Consider the following 14,855-nt stretch of genomic DNA (forward strand, 5'->3'; position numbering starts at 1 on the left):
CCTGTTCCGTATGCTTTAAATTTTCTGTTCATTATAGCATGGGACTGAAAGATACATAGAGCAAAACGAGGAGAATCTTGGCAGAGTACAGTTTTGCACAAAAGGGACTCCATGAATTGAACTGTCCCTTCTTCATTGCCCATGGGTATAATCAAGTTGCAAAAGGTATCACACTAAACGGCAAAGGAGTTGATGCCGTATTTTGGACGAACGCAGTACACGGATTCTGACCCTGCTTCATGAGGCAGCCGATTATGTATCACTGGAAGAACTGATGCAGAAGCTCGGTATCTCCAGACGAACCGTTTATTATGATATGGAAAAAGTAAACGACTGGTTGAAAGCGGTTCATCTTCCACCGGTTCAATATGTCAGGACAGCAGGCTACTATTTGCCTGATGAGAGTCGGGCGGGTCTGCCGAAGCTGGCGGGGAAGCCTCATGCACAGCAGTACTATTTGTCTCCACGAGAACGACTGGCCTGGATCTCGCTTTATCTGTTATCGGCGGTGGGGCCGCTTTTTGTACAGCATTTGACACATCTACTGCAGGTTAGTCGGGGAACTGTGCTCAAGGATTTGAATAGCGTCCGTCAGGAGATAGAGGGCGCGAGACTCAAGGTAACCTATGATCGCAAGCGAGGTTATGGTGTGCAGGGGCAGGAGCGTGACAAGCGGAAGCTGCTGAGCTATTACTTCGGGCAAATCTTCGGCAATGCTAGCTGGGAACAGGCGCTTGACCCGAACCAGGAATCCGAAAGCCACGAGCTTGCCGCGGTCTTGTTTCCGACCATGAAAGCGGACGATCTGAAGCGGGTTTATCGCTTGATCTCGGATAGTGAAATAACGCTGGGCGTAGATTTGACGGATGAGATGTTGTTTAATTTGACGGCACGCTTCCTGCTATATATACGGCGGATACAGGCAGCACAATGGATCTCAATTGATGAGGATGAGCGAAGCGTACTGCATAGAACGCCTGAGTTTGAAGCTGCTGCACGTATTGCGGAGGGACTCGGTCCCCTGTTTGGCATCTCTTTTCCGGATGAAGAAGTTTGTTATTTTGCAATGCACCTGCTTGGAGCGAGAGTGAACCGGATGGAACAGGTGACCGGATCCGAAGAGGTACTCAAGCAGCTCCGCCAAGTTACCCAGCAGATGATCGATGATTTTCAACGATATGCCTGTGTATTTCTGCCGAACCGGGAAGCCATGGAGGAACATCTTCTGGTCCATCTGAAACCGGCTTATTACCGGATCCTGTACGGACTCGATCTTGAAAATCCGCTGCTCGAAAATATCCTTACCAAGTACAGGGAAGTGTTCGAGTTAACCCGGCGTTCCGCGGCGCCGTTCGAGCGATTGGTTGGTCGCAAACTTGATGATAACGAAATCGGATACCTCGCCATGCATTTCGGCGGCTGGCTGCGCAGAGAGAACACGAAGCCGGCCGTGAGGCGGCAGGCCGCCATCGTCTGCGTCAACGGTATTTCCGCTTCACGGATGCTGAAATCGCAGCTGGAGAACTTATTCTCTGCTGTGGATATATCAGCGGTGCTCTCGCTGCGCGATTACGAGTCATTTCATGAAGAGCGTGTCGATTTTATATTCTCGACGGTACCTCTACCGGACAGCAAAGTGCCCGTTCTCTTGGTGAATCCGATTCTAAGCGACAAGGATAAGGAGCACCTGCTGAACCAGATCAGCATGGTTGCCGGTCGTAAATCAAGAACTCAGGCCAATACAGTTCAGGCATTGCTGGACATTGTCCATAAATATGCCGCGGTAAAGGATGAAGCGGGACTTGCGGAGGAGCTTAACCACTACTTGTCCGTAGGAAAAACGTGGCTGAGCGAAGCGCGCAAGCCTTCTCTGTCGGATCTGCTTACCGAACGCATGATCCAAGTAAAGAGAGAAGCTGCCGACTGGCGGAGCGCTATACGTGAAGCCGCAGAACCTCTGCTTGAAGATGGGCATATCGATGGAGCTTACATCGATGCGATGATCTCCAAAGTGGAGGCACTCGGTCCTTACATCGTTGTTGCACCTGGCATCGCGATTGCACACGGCAAGCCGCAGGATGGAGTCCGGCGGCTGGGAATCAGCTTGCTGCGGCTGGAGCAGCCCGTCGCCTTCTCAGAGGAACCTCGCCATCAGGTTCAAATTATTCTGGTGCTGGCGGCGATTGACGGTGAGTCTCACCTGAAAGCGCTGTCGGAGCTGACACTCCTGCTCGGCGAGAAGGAGAACTTGACCAGACTGAAAGAGGCCAAGACGAAGGAGCAAATACTGCAGCAATTGCAAAGCAGTCATTAGCGCCAATTTAGCGTCAATTAGAATACCGGATTTGGGAGAGATGAGAGATGAAATTTTTAGAACCGTCACTAATTGCCCTGGATGTAGAAGCCGAGACGGCCGAAGAAGCAATCCGCTTAGCGGGAGGACTTCTTACGAATGCGGGAACGACGGAAGAACGTTACGCCGACGCCATGGTAGCATCCTACCGTGACAAAGGCCCGTACTTTGTTCTTGCGCCCCATGTCGCTCTTCCGCATGCCCGTGCGGAGGACGGGGTGAAGGAAGCGTCGGTCTCGCTGCTTAGATTGAAGAACCCCGTTGTATTTGGCCATGCAGCCAATGATCCGGTACAGCTCGTATTCGCCCTCGGCGGCTCCACGAGTTCGGAACATATCGCCATGCTGCGCAAGCTGACTACGCTGTTAAGCAACCCGGACAATCTGGAACAATTCAAGCAAGCCGCTGATGTGGAGACAATCCAACAACTTATTAGGGGGAACGAAACATGAAAATTTTATGCGTATGCGGTTTAGGACAAGGAACGAGCCTGATTCTGAGAATGAATGTGGAGAATGTACTGAGCGGCATGGGAGTCAATGCCGATGTCGAGCATACGGACGTCTCAACGGCCTCCGGAACAGCAGCCGACTTTATTATTACAAGCAACGAGCTGGCACAAAGCCTTCAAGGGCATGAAGCCAAAGTTGTTATCGTCAATAACTATTTTGACAACAACGAAATCAAACAGAAGCTGGAAGAAGTACTGTAAACCATTAGAAAGGGAGAGGGCTCATGGACGTACTTTATTGGATTGCCACCAACATTTTTGGAACGCCGGCCATTCTGCTTGGATTTATCGTTCTGGTAGGTCTTCTGCTTCAGAAGAAATCAACGAGCCAACTCGTAAGCGGCACCTTTAAAGCGATCATCGGTTTCCTTATTATCGGTGCAGGATCTGATGTCATCGTGAAAGCCTTGAACGTATTTGAGCCGATGTGGAAAGAAGTTTTCGGTTTGGAAAGCGGGTCCCTCGGTACCTTCATGGGGCAGGAAGCTTTCAATTCCAAATTCGGCAGCGCCGTCACTCTCGCCATGCTGTTGGGCTTTCTGATCAACGTTGCGCTGGCACGATTCACCCGGTTTAAGTTTATTTACCTGACCGGACATATGATGTTCTGGACCTCGACTATTTTTGCAGGTGTCATCGTTCATGCTGCCAGCGGTATTTCGATCTGGAAGCTGGTTCTGATGATTGCGGTTGTCCTGGGTGTGTACTGGACATTTCAGCCGGCGCTGGTTCAGCCGTTCCTGCGTAAAATTACGGGCAACGATAACATCGCGCTGGGTCACACCTCGGCCTCGGTTGCCCTGCTTGCTGCCTTGTTCGGCAAATGGTTCGGGAACAAGAACAATGACTCTGAGAAAATTAAAGTGCCGAAGGGCTTCGAGTTTCTTCGCGATTCCAATGTTATCACTGCGCTCAGTATGGGAATTTTGTTTCTGATCGGAGCGGTTATTTTATCGACAAAAGGCACGCCTGCAGCGGCCGAGCTGATTAAACAATCGGGTGACCAGAACTTCATAATCTACTCCATTATCCAATCGTTCACGTTTGCAGGGGGAATCGCCATTGTTCTGATGGGGGTGCGGATGTTTATCGGCGAGCTGGTTCCGGCCTTCAACGGAATTGCTACCAAACTGGTACCGGGCGCTAAACCTGCACTGGATGCACCTGTTGTATACGCTTATGCGCCGAATGCGGTCGTTCTCGGTTTCCTGGGAGCTTTTGCGGGTGCCATCATCTGGCTGCTTGTTCTTGGCAATACCGTTTCCTACATCTTCGTGCCGACGATGATTGTGTTGTTCTTTCACGGGGCAACGGCGGGTGTATTCGGGAACTCGACAGGCGGAGTCAGAGGGGCCGTCATGGGCGGCTTCATCACGGCAACTGTTGTGGCATGGGGACAATTCCTGATGGTGTGTTTCTTCATTGGCTCGACGGTGCCGGATACGGCCATGTGGGCGGCCGATTCCGATATGTTCATCATCGGACCGATTCTGAGTTTCCTGGCGAAGCTGTTCTTTTAACCATCCTGTTGCAAAAACGATGGAGTGTCTTAGCGGCTTGACTGTCTGAAGATTACAGATACAAAGGAGCAGGAGGGATTGTAGCCGCGAGTTCAACTTCCGCTATATGCGGTCAATCCCTTCAGCTGCTTGCCTAACAATGAGTGGAGGAGATACGATATGGACTTTATTCGTACCTTACATGGAGATATCAGCAAGGAGGAGCTGGGCTTTACGTATTCCCACGAGCATATTGTCTGCCGCCCGGCCTACTGGCAGGAACGGGGAGAGGACGATTTGCTGCTGGACGACAAAGAGAAATCCAAGCGGGATGTACTTGACTTCAAACAACACGGCGGTCGATCAATCGTGGATGCTACAGCCGTCGATTACGGACGGGATGTTCAGGCAGTACAGGAAATCGCAATCGAAACCGGTATTCATATTGTGGGAACGGCGGGTTTCAACAAGAGTTTCCTATGGGATGCCCAAATCAAGGAGGAGCTTAAGCCACTGACAGGCGATTATGCCAGCTACGCGCAGTGGATTGAAGCAAAAAGCATCAACGAACTGGCGGATTTCGTCATTCGGGAAGTGGAAGAAGGGCTTGAAGGCACGCCTTTCAAAGCGGGTCAGGTTAAATTCGGGACAGGCTATAACCGCATCACACCTCTGGAGGAGAAGACGCTGCGCGCTGTAGCACGCGCTCACCATGAGACGAAAGCACCGATCCACTCCCATACTGAGGTCGGGACGATGGCGCTGGAGCAAATAGATTTGCTCAAAAGCGAAGGCGTGGAGCTGTCCTATTTAAGCTTGGGACATATGGACCGCAATCCAGACCCCTACTACCATGAGCAGATCGCCTCAACGGGAGCTTACATGAGTTTTGACGGCATCGGCAAAATCAAGTATGCACCGGAAAGCTCCCGGATCTCGCTTATTCTGGAGCTTGTCCGCAAAGGCCACGAGGATCAGATTCTCATCAGTGGAGATACCGCCCGAAAAACCTATTACAAGCATTACGATCACGGTCTTGGACTGGAATACATTATCTCCAAATGGGTGCCGCGCTTTGTGGATGAGGCGAACCGCTGCGGTTTTGACGGCCGGAAGCTGGTGGAGAAATTTTTCGTAAGCAATCCGGCCAACTGCTTCTCATTTAAAAAATAAGGAGTGCGCCTACTATGAAATTCGAACTCGAAAATTCGGCTGAGGTGAAGGATAAAATCCGTAGGTTTGGCGCTGCCATCCTGCCGATCGGCGCCGTTGAAGCGCATGGTCCCCATCTGCCGCTGGGTACGGATAATCTCCTCGCGGCCAGACTGGCGGACAAATTGGCAGAGCGGACGGACAGCTTTGTACTGCCGACCCTCCCATATGGTCAAGTGTGGAGCCTGCGTAATTTCCCGGGAAGCATCAATGTGTCAAACGAAGCGCTCATTCGGCTGCTTGCCGATATCGGGGAGAGTTTATATCAGCAGGGATTCCGGATCTTCATCATGGTCAACGGCCATCTGGGTAATGCCGCTGCGCTGAAGGAAGCCGCAAGAATTTTATACGAACGGGTCCCCGCATTGAAGGTATTCTATTTCTTTTATCCAGGCACGAAGGAAATAACAGCGGAAGTACGGGAAGCCTCGGCTGCTCACGGCACCTATATGCATGCCGATGAAATTGAGACATCCTACATGCTCTATCTCGCGGGCGAGTATGTAGACATGAGCAAGGCCATCGACGGTGCTCCGCACATCCCATTCGATGCGGATTTCACGCCTACACCGTGGGAGGAGATGACGGCCTCCGCCGTACTCGGTGATGCAACCCTGGCAACAAGGGAAAAGGGTGAGCGGATTATCCAGCGGAGCCTGGATGTCATGGCTGAAATGGTTCTCCGGGCGAAAAAGGCGTTATGAACCAACCGGTCCGGTCCGATACGATCCGATTACGAGACTGCAATAAGCACAAATGAATACACGAACAACGAGGTGAAAGCGATCATGATGAACACCTATTTTGATATAATCGGCAAGTTGTTTGACAAAGTCCGAACCGAACAGGCCAAGCCGATCCGTGAAGCTGCGGAGAAGGTGGCATATTGTATACAGCAGGGCGGTATCATTCATTTGTTCGGCTGCGGGCATTCGCATATCTTGACAGAGGAAGTCTTCTACCGGGCAGGCGGACTCGTGCCGATATCTCCGATTCTTATAGAGAAGCTGATGCTGCATGAAGGCGCGGTACGTTCGTCGGAACTCGAGAGACAAAACGACCTTGCCGCCGAATTCATGAGGAAGCAGGATATCCGCAAGGACGAGGTGGTATTCGTCCTGTCTACCTCGGGCCGCAATCCCGTTCCGGTGGACGTCGCTTTGATGGCAAAGGAGAAGGGAGCCTTCACTGTAGGCATGACCTCACTGGAATATTCCATGAGCCAGCCGTCCCGCCACCGCAGCGGCAAACATCTGGCGGATGCCGTTGATCTGGTGATCGATAATTTCTCGGTCAAAGGAGATGCCGTATTGAGCCATCCGGGCCTCCAGGTGCCGTTCACGCCGAGCTCGACCGTAGTCGGTGCCTTGATATTGAACGCTCTGTTCGCCGAATCCATCGAGATTATGATTGAAGCAGGGTTTAGACCTCCTGTATTTCTTAGCGGAAATGTTGACGGCTCCGATGAGCATAACCAAGCGTTGATCGAGGTTTATAGAGAACGGATAGCCTTATTGGCCTGATGATGGAGAACCATGCGATTTAGGCCAAAATACTTGATTGCCAAACTACACAATAAAGCAGGCCGCCTGGCAAGGATGAATCAGATACGGGCAGGCCGTACAGGATGAGGAGGAACGACATGTTTGCACAAACCGTAACCATACAGAATGAGCAGGGCTTTCATGTCCGTCCGGCACAGCTTTTCTCTGAAAAAGCAGGACAATATGAGGCAGAGGTACGTCTAATGACAGGAGAAGGACGTGCCGCTGATTGCAAAAGCATGCTGGAGCTGATGACACTCGGCATTGAGCGAGGAGCTGTCGTGAGCATTGAAGCGAGCGGGGATGGAGAACAGGAAGTCGTCGAAGCTTTGGTACAGCTCGTCGTAAGCAAGTTTGGTGAAGGGTGATGAAGAGGCAGGAAATTCAAGGAATCGGCGTATCGGAAGGAATTCGGATAGCCAAGGCATACATCTACAAGCCTGCGCAGGATGGCGGAACAGTTGACTCTCCCGTAAGCCAGCTGGATACCCCGGCGGCGGTCGATGCAGAGCTTCATAAACTTCGGAAGGCTAAAGCCGACTGCGCGGAACAACTGGAGGAGCTGACGCAGAAAGCAACGAAAGCTGTTGGCGAGGAGCAAGCGGGCATTCTTGCGGGACAGCGAAAGCTTCTGGACGATCCTGCCTTCTATCCGAAGATGGAAGCCCGGGTCCGAGAGCATCTGGAGCCTGCGCCGCGGGCCGTTGCCGAAATCGTTGGTCAGGTCGCTTCGCTGTTGGAAGACATGAACAACGATTACATGAAGGAGCGCGCCGCAGACATTCGCGATATCGGCAGCCGGCTTCTTGCCTGTCTATCGCCGGGGCATACGCACGGTCTTACCGGAATCACCGGACAGGTCATTCTGGTGGCTGACGATCTGGCACCGTCGGATACGGTGCAGCTGGACCCTGCCTTGGTGGTCGGTTTTATTACCCGAACCGGAGGTGCCACCTCGCATACCGCTATCCTTGCGCGGTCGCTCGGTATTGCCGCTGTCGTCGGCGCAGGTGACGGCGTCGAGGGTATCAAGGACGGCGATACGCTCGTCCTTGACGGGGCCGCCGGGCTCTGTATTGCCCGGCCGCAAGAAGCGGAAGCGGAGCAGTACCGGCTCCGCATGTTGCGGGACCTCGAGCGCAGCCAGTCGCTCGAGGTGTACGCGGCGCGGCCGGCAGTGACTGCCGACGGCGCGCGCGTGGAGCTCGCGGCGAACATCGGCAGCGCCGCGGAAGCCGGTGCCGCCGTCCTGCAGGGCGCGGACGGCGTGGGATTGTTTCGCACGGAGTTCCTGTTCATGAACGCCCAGGCCATGCCGGGCGAGGAGGAGCAGTTCCGTGCATACCAGGAAGCGGCCCGCATCATGGAGGGCCGCCCCGTGATCATCCGCACGATGGACATCGGCGGAGACAAGGAACTGCCGTATCTGCAGCTGCCGAAGGAGGCGAACCCGTTCCTCGGCTACCGTGCGATACGTGTGGGGTTAGTCCGTGAGGACCTGCTTCGCACGCAGCTGCGTGCGGTGCTGCGGGCCAGCGCCTTCGGCAAGGTGAAGATCATGTTCCCCATGATCTCCGGCCTGCAGGAATGGAGACAGGCCAGAGGAATTCTGACGGAAGTGCAGGCTGAATTAAGGCAGGAGAGCCTTCCGTTCGACGAGAATATGGAAGTGGGCATTATGGTTGAGATTCCTTCAACGGCCGTATTGGCAGGACTTTTTGCAAGTGAAGTGGATTTCTTCAGCATCGGTACGAACGATCTCGTTCAGTACACGGTAGCAGCAGACCGTATGAATGAATATGTGGCTCACCTGTACGATTATTTCCATCCAGCTGTGCTGCAGTTAATCCGCACGGTCATTGAGGCTTCCCATGCGGCCGATAAATGGACCGGCATGTGCGGCAGCATGGCGGGTGATCCCTTGGCCGCACCACTCTTACTCGGTCTTGGGCTGGACGAATGGAGCATGGAGGCCGGCTGTCTCAGCCGGATGAAGGAGACGCTTGCAGGCCTGGATCGCCGGGAGTGCCGCGAGCTGGCAAAGCGCATTCTTCTTCTCGATACCCCCAAGGCTGTTCGTCAGGCGCTGAGAGACTTTCATAACGCCAAACTCAACAAACTGTATGAAGAAGTATGACAGACCACTGTCATACTTCTTTTTTTATATTTAATGATAGCCGGGGGTAGAATTGCTCTAGCGCATTACTTAATGACTGCATCATCGACCAAGGCATCCATATTGTATATTCCATATAAAAGGAAGGTTGTATTTAAACCATGGAAATTGAAAACTTGCTTGCAATTACTTCGAGAGCAGAATTGAGGAGTTGGCTGCTGGAGAATAGCCTTACTGAAAAAAGCTGCTGGGTCATGGTCAGTATGACGCCAAACCCGGTTGCAATCTTGTATTTGGACGCAGTCGAAGAAGCCTTGTGTTTTGGTTGGATTGATGGAGTCAAGAAGAAAATACCTGGGGCGGGAGTGGTGCAAAGACTGTCTCCTAGAAGCAGGAAAAGTTCATGGACGGAACTGAATAAAGAGCGTGTCCGCCGTCTTGAAAAATTGGGGTGGATGAGAGATGAAGGAATAAAGGTTCTTCCTGATATGGATCCGGATGCTTTCGTAATAGACAATGTGATTATGCAAAGGCTTAAAGAGGACAGGGAGGTGTACGCAAATTTTGTGGCATTTCCATCACTTTATCAAAGAGTGCGGATCGACACAATACAGAGCAACAAAGATGATCCGGAATTGTATATGAGCAGATTAGACAAATTGATAACAAACACGAAAGAGAATAAAATGTACGGTCAATGGCATGATGACGGACGTCTTCTGGATTATTAACATGCACCCGCTTGTTTAACTAATGAGGATTATCGCCGCATAATGGAATTTATGATAGAAGAAAACAACGTACTCTTTAGGAGGGAGTTCGTTGTTTTCGTTCGAGGAATCTCTCTATTTATTCATCTGATTGTCAATTCCGTTCGGCTCGTTCTAATTATGATTTCCGGAATAACGAGCAGCAGCGCTATTGAAGCGTAAATGCCGATGGTGTAGCTCGCAGCGTATTCGAGCCCGAGTCCCTGATGAAATAGGGAAGTGATCAGATGAATGAACATGTTCGTGAAACAAAAGGCGTAACTTCGGATCATCCAGTTCCGGTGCCGGATTATTCGTTTCTTTTTGATCTGGATGAGAGCAGTGATGGTGATAAACAGCCATAACATATTTAGCGCGTTGAATCCCCAACTGCTAATTTTTCCGTTGGTGGCGTAAGGAGCCATATAACCGGAAGTCAGAACAACAAGCAGCACGGACACGATGTAGATATAGCCGTTGATGCGATGAAATTTGCGGCTTTTTTCGAAAATCCGATTAGAAAAGTTGACCAGTCCCGATGCCATGGCGAGGCAGGCAAATGCAACATGAACGTACATGACATTTAACCACACCGGAAGATTCAGCTCGCGCTTCAGCCCGGTTTTGCGGCTCAAGAACCCCGTCGCTCCCGGATCAATCCAATAGTTTTTTACCAAGGCATAAAAAATAAAAATAATACTGACACAGGCCAACAAACGGTATAATGTTTTCCGTTTCTTCATGTAATCCAAAACCCCCGAGACTCTACTATGATTATGGATGGGACATCCCTGCGCTAGGACACCCGGTTCCCTGTTAATTTGGAGGAGGGGAGCACCCCTGCCTTGGCAATTCCGGTCATGCGGTCTCCGTCAACTTCAACTTCGAACTTCAAGTTCAAGCGCATGGGTTTCGTGATTCGAAGCGACCAGGACAGCTTGTTGTCGATAAACACGGGGTTCGCGAAAGGGATGGTTTCTTCGCCTTGCACTGCCGTTCCCATAATTTTATCTGAACCCACCGCTATCGAGAGTTTAACCTCCATATTCCCGAGAGGTGTTGCGATCGTAGCATCCCAATCTCCGTTGAAGGCTGAAGTTTGTGTAATGTCATTAGGCATGATCCCGAGAGTCGAGGTCGCAGGGCTCACTTCTATGTTCGATTCTTCGCTCGTCGACACCATAGGAGTGCTAGGGGTCATTCCCGTCTGCCTCCAAACGGTTCCTCTTCGTTCATATTCAAACAGCTGCTCTACGGCGTGTGCGATTTGCGGTCCCAGTTCACGCTCCACCAAATATAGCGCGACATCAAGTCCCGAGGTCACGCCGCCGCCGGTAACGAGGTTGTCATCGTCCACGACGCGTGCCCATACGGGAATTGCCCCGGTTGCTCCCAGCAAATCCATCCCCAGGTGATTCGTTACCGCCGGTCTGCCTTCCAGCAACCCTCCCATGGCAAGTAACATGGAACCGCCGCATACCGTAGCTACTATGATGTCTTTTTGTACAAGAGCCTGACGGATCAGACCGGTTAATTCGGTCTGCATCGCCCGGTTCAGAATAGCCGGGATCGATTGGGGGCCATCTCCCGTGACGTCGCCGGATGCACCAGGCACGAGAATGATGCCCGCACGATCCGGATTCAGTCTGCCAGTCGCTTCGATTCTCAATCCATTGATACCGCTGGCCACGGACCTAGCTCCCTCAGCCGTGACTAACTCTACGTTTAATTCGTTCTCGACATGCATGGCAGCGGCGCAAAAAACTTCGTATGGTGCAAAGGCATCCAGAAGGTCAAAGCCATCAAATAACACAATTTGAATGGTAAGCATACATACATCCTCCTCGTCTTTTTTATCCAGTGTCTGCGCTGGCAAGCGAAATATAAAGTCACCCGTGTCCGCAAGGAGAAGCATAACAAACGAATATCTCAAACTACGTCGTAAAAAAGTCACAAAACCATAAACATCTCATCACAAAATGCAAATCCACATGGGCTCTGGAAGAAAAAATGATAAACTAGAATGCAAAAGGTGGGGTCTGCATGAGTGTATATCATACGGTGCTTGTGGTAGACGATGACCAAAGCATCGTTGAACTATTGAGGGATTTTCTGGAGAATGATAACTTTCACGTAATGACCGCAGGTGATACCGAGCAAGCATGGGACATGTTCAAACAACAACCCGTTCATTGCATCGTGCTGGACATCATGATGCCGGGTCAGAACGGATTTGAATTATGCCGCCGGATTCGAGGGGAGAGCAGTGTTCCCATCCTTTTCTTGAGTGCTCGCAGCCATGATGTGGACAAGATTCGGGGTTTGACGCTCGGCGGCGATGATTATATCGTCAAAACAGCTTCGCCTGGTGAAATTGTTGCCAGAGTCAAAGCCGTTCTAAGGCGCTCCGCTTCACCGCAGCCAGTGGAGGGAAGGGTCTTGGACTACGGCCGTTTCAAGATGAATCTGTCTGCAAGAGAAGTCGTAGTGGAAGGTAAGAACGTTGTGCTTACACCCAAGGAATATGAGCTGTTGCGTTTATTTGCCGAGCACCCGAGGCATGTTTTCTCATATGAACAATTACTTGAGAAATTTTGGGGTGGAGTAGGCGACAGGCACACTATTCGAGTCCATCTGAGCCGACTTCGCGAGAAAATCGAATCCGATCCGAACCATCCGCAACTTTTGGTCAACGTATGGGGAGTCGGGTATCGCTTTGAGGGAGGATAGTATGAAGCTTCGCATTCGTACGTTTACGATACTTTGTTTATTCTTCTTGCTTACAGTGCCGTGGATATTCTTTCTCACCGCTAACTTTGTCGAGACGCAAACGCTTAGCATCTCAAAAAGCCATCGATTAAACGAGGAGCTGCAGCGGCAAATAACCGAAACGATTCATATGATTGAAGCAAACTCGGACCAATGGGAGGACCCCGATTGGCAGCATCGATTGATTACCCATCTGCAAAAAACCGAGATGGATGTAGTGATTCAATCAGCGTCAAATTCGGAGATTTATCGTTCAAATCCAGAGCGCCGGAGCGCTTTGTCATCTACTGAACAATTCTCTATCATCAAAGACGGGCAGCTCCTGGGAAGGGTGAGTGTTTATCTCCCCAGATCAACTTCAGTACAGATGATGATGGCTTTGATCGGACTGCTGCTTGCTTTTGTTGTTATTGGTATGACCATGAGAAGGTTCCTTCTGAAACCTTTGGAGAGGATGAGCAAGGCCGCGAGGCAACTTGCGGAAGGCGATTGGGATGTATTGCTGCCCACGTCCAGCATCACGGAAATCGCCGAAGTGCGGGACGGCTTTGAGGTTATGGTGAAAGGGCTTGAGTTATCTTATCGGAAACAAACGGAATTGGAGGAGGAACGACGATTCGTGATTGCTGCCGTCGCGCATGATTTACGTACGCCATTGTTCGCCTTGCGCGGTTATTTGGATGGATTGGAGCAAGGGATTGCCCAGTCACCGGAGAAAATAGCCAAATATATAGCGGTATGCAAGGAGAAATCGGCTCAATTGGATCGATTGGTTGAAGACCTGTTCACGTTTACAAAGATGGATTATTTCGAGACGCAGCTTAACAACAAAACGATGGATTTTGCACACATACTCCAGGAGTCGATCGACAGTCTGACCCCGCAGGCTCGAGAGAAACATATATCGCTGTCAACTGACTTTACGCACAATTGTTTCATTAGCGGTGATAAGCATCTATTGGAGCGTGCGATGAACAATATTCTTGAAAATGCCGTCAGACATACACCCTCTGGGGGTGAAATTGATGTCCATTGCCACAGAGACGATCAGTATGTCAGGTTTACGATACGCGATAGCGGAGCTGGCTTTTCTATGGAAGAACTAACCCGCGTGTTTGAACCGCTGTATCGTGGGGAATCCTCTCGAAGCCGTTCTACCGGAGGCAGTGGATTAGGGCTAACAATCTCGCACAGAATCATGAAGCAGCACGGAGGCGAGCTGGAAGCAAGCAATCATCCGCAGGGAGGGGCAGTGCTGGCAGGCTGGTTACCTGTTGCTGGCTCCAATCCGAAGGTGAAAGAGGCGAACAGCGAAATATCCGACAACTAGAGAATATATTGACGACGAAGGCCGTGTATAGCGGCTTTTTTCGTTGTGAGTCATTGGTTTGTATTTGGAGACCGAGCTTAATAAAATCGCCATGGCAAGATCCCCCAGCGAATTATGGGAGAAGCAGATGGTTGACCCAATAACAAAAGGAAACGGGCTCTTCCTGTAAACAGGAGTCCGTTTCCTTTTTTCATCATACGTCCGTTACTTGCCAGTGTTCCGTTATAAATTCGTCTCGACCGGATTTCTCGCGATCTTCCTTGTAGTGCTTCACATTCTTCTTATGATAGTCCTGATGATATTCCTCTGCTGGATAGAACCGTTCAGCCGGAAGAATCTCCGTGACGATTGGCTTGTCAAATCGGCCGCTGTCCTCCACAGCCTTTTTCGAAGAGAGAGCAATCTCCTGCTGCCGCACGTTATGATAGAAAATGGCAGTTCGATACTGACTGCCCCGGTCGTGAAACTGGCCTTCAGGATCGGTCGGATCGATTTGTGGCCAGTAGAGTTCAAGCAGCTTCTCATAAGGAAATACTTCGGGATCAAACGTGATTTCTACCACTTCGTAGTGTCCGGTTATTCCCTTCTTAACCTCTTCATAGGTTGGATTCGTTACGGAACCCCCTGTATACCCTGATACAATGCCATGAATGCCGGGCAGCTCCTCAAAGGGCGTAACCATACACCAGAAGCATCCGCCTGCAAAAGTAGCCTTTTCCATATGCTCAACCTCTTTCGATATCTTGTTATTGGATCTGATAGATTCGTAGGA

15 protein-coding genes are annotated in these 14,855 nt (G+C 51.0%); 12 read left to right on the forward strand and 3 right to left on the reverse strand.

Features of this window, described 5'->3' with window-relative positions; all coding sequences use genetic code 11:
- Positions 1–202 precede the first annotated feature (202 nt).
- The 10 genes from WDY75_RS14425 (at position 203) to WDY75_RS14470 (ending at position 9,966) form a co-directional block, all read left to right on the forward strand.
- Positions 203–2,314: a BglG family transcription antiterminator gene (locus WDY75_RS14425; protein ID WP_231888314.1), complete on the forward strand. Its 2,112-nt coding sequence runs from the start codon at positions 203–205 to the stop codon at positions 2,312–2,314.
- A 47-nt stretch (positions 2,315–2,361) separates the two neighbouring features.
- A complete protein-coding gene (locus WDY75_RS14430; protein WP_006210519.1) occupies positions 2,362–2,805 on the forward strand; it encodes a PTS sugar transporter subunit IIA in 444 nt (147 codons plus the stop codon).
- Positions 2,802–3,065, forward strand: a complete 264-nt coding sequence (locus WDY75_RS14435) for a PTS sugar transporter subunit IIB (protein ID WP_006210518.1) — start codon at positions 2,802–2,804, stop codon at positions 3,063–3,065. The genes WDY75_RS14430 and WDY75_RS14435 overlap by 4 nt, the downstream gene beginning before the upstream one ends.
- A gap of 23 nt (positions 3,066–3,088) precedes the next feature.
- Complete coding sequence (locus tag WDY75_RS14440) at positions 3,089–4,384, forward strand: PTS ascorbate transporter subunit IIC (RefSeq protein WP_063480634.1); 1,296 nt, start codon at positions 3,089–3,091, stop codon at positions 4,382–4,384.
- A gap of 159 nt (positions 4,385–4,543) precedes the next feature.
- Complete coding sequence (locus tag WDY75_RS14445) at positions 4,544–5,536, forward strand: phosphotriesterase (protein ID WP_063480635.1); 993 nt, start codon at positions 4,544–4,546, stop codon at positions 5,534–5,536.
- 14 nt (positions 5,537–5,550) lie between these two features.
- Complete coding sequence (locus WDY75_RS14450; RefSeq protein WP_036637407.1) at positions 5,551–6,279, forward strand: creatininase family protein; 729 nt, start codon at positions 5,551–5,553, stop codon at positions 6,277–6,279.
- An 84-nt stretch (positions 6,280–6,363) separates the two neighbouring features.
- Positions 6,364–7,098 (forward strand): SIS domain-containing protein, encoded by a 735-nt coding sequence (locus tag WDY75_RS14455; RefSeq protein WP_063480636.1) that lies wholly within the window; start codon positions 6,364–6,366, stop codon positions 7,096–7,098.
- Positions 7,099–7,217: 119 nt separating this feature from the next.
- Positions 7,218–7,487 (forward strand): HPr family phosphocarrier protein, encoded by a 270-nt coding sequence (locus WDY75_RS14460; protein ID WP_006210512.1) that lies wholly within the window; start codon positions 7,218–7,220, stop codon positions 7,485–7,487.
- The gene (gene ptsP, locus WDY75_RS14465; protein WP_063480637.1) at positions 7,487–9,256 is read left to right on the forward strand and encodes a phosphoenolpyruvate--protein phosphotransferase; all 1,770 of its coding nucleotides are present in this window, start codon (positions 7,487–7,489) and stop codon (positions 9,254–9,256) included. Before WDY75_RS14460 ends, ptsP begins: the two co-directional genes overlap by 1 nt.
- Before the next feature lie 140 nt (positions 9,257–9,396).
- The gene (locus WDY75_RS14470) at positions 9,397–9,966 is read left to right on the forward strand and encodes a YdeI/OmpD-associated family protein (RefSeq protein WP_063480638.1); all 570 of its coding nucleotides are present in this window, start codon (positions 9,397–9,399) and stop codon (positions 9,964–9,966) included.
- Positions 9,967–10,088: 122 nt separating this feature from the next.
- Here WDY75_RS14470 and WDY75_RS14475 read toward each other — a convergent pair whose 3' ends face one another.
- Both WDY75_RS14475 and WDY75_RS14480 read right to left on the reverse strand, forming a co-directional pair.
- Entirely contained in the window at positions 10,089–10,727 is a 639-nt protein-coding gene (locus WDY75_RS14475; RefSeq protein ID WP_063480639.1) for a DUF2306 domain-containing protein, read from the reverse strand.
- Positions 10,728–10,780: 53 nt separating this feature from the next.
- Complete coding sequence (locus WDY75_RS14480; RefSeq protein ID WP_063480640.1) at positions 10,781–11,815, reverse strand: DJ-1/PfpI family protein; 1,035 nt, start codon at positions 11,813–11,815, stop codon at positions 10,781–10,783.
- A gap of 212 nt (positions 11,816–12,027) precedes the next feature.
- Between WDY75_RS14480 and WDY75_RS14485 the strand changes: the two genes are divergently transcribed.
- Positions 12,028–12,714, forward strand: a complete 687-nt coding sequence (locus WDY75_RS14485; protein WP_063480641.1) for a response regulator transcription factor — start codon at positions 12,028–12,030, stop codon at positions 12,712–12,714.
- A 1-nt stretch (position 12,715) separates the two neighbouring features.
- The gene (locus tag WDY75_RS14490; RefSeq protein ID WP_063480642.1) at positions 12,716–14,083 is read left to right on the forward strand and encodes a sensor histidine kinase; all 1,368 of its coding nucleotides are present in this window, start codon (positions 12,716–12,718) and stop codon (positions 14,081–14,083) included.
- A gap of 193 nt (positions 14,084–14,276) precedes the next feature.
- Here the strand turns inward: WDY75_RS14490 and msrA are convergent, their stop codons facing one another.
- Positions 14,277–14,804, reverse strand: a complete 528-nt coding sequence (gene msrA / locus WDY75_RS14495; RefSeq protein ID WP_063480643.1) for a peptide-methionine (S)-S-oxide reductase MsrA — start codon at positions 14,802–14,804, stop codon at positions 14,277–14,279.
- Between the last annotated feature and the right edge of the window lie 51 nt (positions 14,805–14,855).

The organism is Paenibacillus glucanolyticus, assembly GCF_037333485.1.
GTDB lineage: Bacteria > Bacillota > Bacilli > Paenibacillales > Paenibacillaceae > Paenibacillus_AQ > Paenibacillus_AQ glucanolyticus.